Origin of the sequence: Streptomyces sp. NPDC057654 (assembly GCF_042800135.1) — a bacterium.
GTDB lineage: Bacteria > Actinomycetota > Actinomycetes > Streptomycetales > Streptomycetaceae > Streptomyces.
Window position 1 is genome coordinate 1 of record NZ_JBHVHQ010001305.1, and the last position, 1,591, is coordinate 1,591.

General features: G+C 73.6%; 2 protein-coding genes. Both read left to right on the forward strand.

What is annotated here, in order from left to right:
* Window positions 1-1,193, forward strand: a 1,193-nt coding sequence (locus tag ACFU99_RS43075) for an MFS transporter (RefSeq protein ID WP_384404087.1), incomplete at its 5' end; no start/stop codon positions are given.
* A gap of 100 nt (window positions 1,194-1,293) precedes the next feature.
* A partial coding sequence (locus ACFU99_RS43080; protein WP_384404090.1) for an epoxide hydrolase N-terminal domain-containing protein occupies window positions 1,294-1,591 on the forward strand: 298 nt, incomplete at its 3' end.

Sequence of the window (1,591 nt, forward strand, 5' to 3'; positions counted from 1 at the left end):
CCTTCCAGGTCCTCGTCGCCGGGGTCGTGGCGCTCGCCGCGGGCTCCGCGCTCGCCGGGGCCGGGCCGACGCTGCCCGTCGTGATCGTCGGCCGGCTGATCGGCGGTGCCGGGGCGGGCGCGACCGTGATCGCCGTCTTCGCCGCGGCCACCGCCCTTCCCCGGCGGCAGCGCATCCGCGCCCTGGGCATCATCGCGGCCGCAAGCGCGACGGCGTCGGGATGCGGAACGCTGTTGGGCGGGGCGGTGACCACATGGCTCGGGTGGCGCGCCGTGCTCGCGATCCCGGTCCTCGCGCTGCCCCTCCTGCTGGCCGCATGGCCGAGCAGGCGCGCGCTGACGCGGAACGGCGGCGGCGAGCGGAACGGCGGCGGACGAAACGGCGACGACGGACGAAACGGCTCGACCGGGCGACTCGATATCGTCGGCGCGGCCGTGCTGTCGGTACTCGCCGGCTCCTTGATCACGCTGCTACAGGCGCACTCGGTCGGCCTGCCCACCGCGGTCACGCTCGCCGTGGCCGCCGCCGGGGCGCTCGCCGCCGTGGGACTGTGGTGGCGCGTGCGCGGCACGCCCGACGGGTTCGTGCCCCGGCGGGTGATCGCATCCCGCGGCTTCCTGGCGGCCGGGCTCATCGGCGGCACCGTCTTCGCCGGCTACTACGGGGTGCTGTTCCGCGCCCCGTCCCTGATCGAGCAGGCCACGGGCGGCGGCCCCCTCGAAGCCGGCGTGCTCCTGGTCCCGGCCGCCGTCTGCTCGGTGCTGGCCGGGCGGCTGGTCGGCGCCTTGACCGACCGGTTCACCGGCTGGCAGATGTCGGCCGGGCTCGCGGCGCTCACCGTCGTCGGCGTGCTCGTGGTCGCGATCTTCACCGGGCCGGTCCCGGTCGTCGCCGGCACGGCGTTGACCGTGTGCGGGTTCGCCGGCGCCCAGGCCGTACTGGTGGGCCTCGCGCCGGACCTGGTCGCCGCGGACGACCGCGACACCGCACAGAGCCTGCTCAACTTCATGAACGCCCTGGGCGGCGGGATCGGTCCGGCCGCTGTCGCGGGGCTGACCGGCATCGTGCCGGCGCCGGTGGCCCTCGCCGTGCTCGCGGCGCTCCCCCTGGCCGGACTCGTCGTCAGCCTGACCCTGCGCCCTGCCGCCGACCGCCGCCCCGAACCCGACGCCACGCGCGGGAGCCCGCGATGACCATCCACCCGCATCTGATCCGATAACGCCTTGACCAATAACTCGACCAGTAACGCGACCAGTAACTTGACCAGTAATTCGACAGGTAAGGAGCCTTGCCATGTCCGCCGAGCCATTCGAGGTCAGCATCACCGAAGCCGAGATCGAGGACCTGCGTGAACGTTTGCGACGGACACGGTGGCCCGAGCGCGAGCCGGTGGACGACTGGTCACAGGGTCTGCCGCTGGCGTATGCGCGGGAGCTCTGCCGCAGCTGGGCCGAGGACTACGACTTCGGTTTCGCCGAGCGGCTGAACGCGTTCCCGCAGTACCGCGACACGATCGACGGGCTGGGCATCCACTTCCTGCACGTCCGCTCGCCGGAGCCGGACGCGTTCCCGCTCGTGCTCACGCACGGGT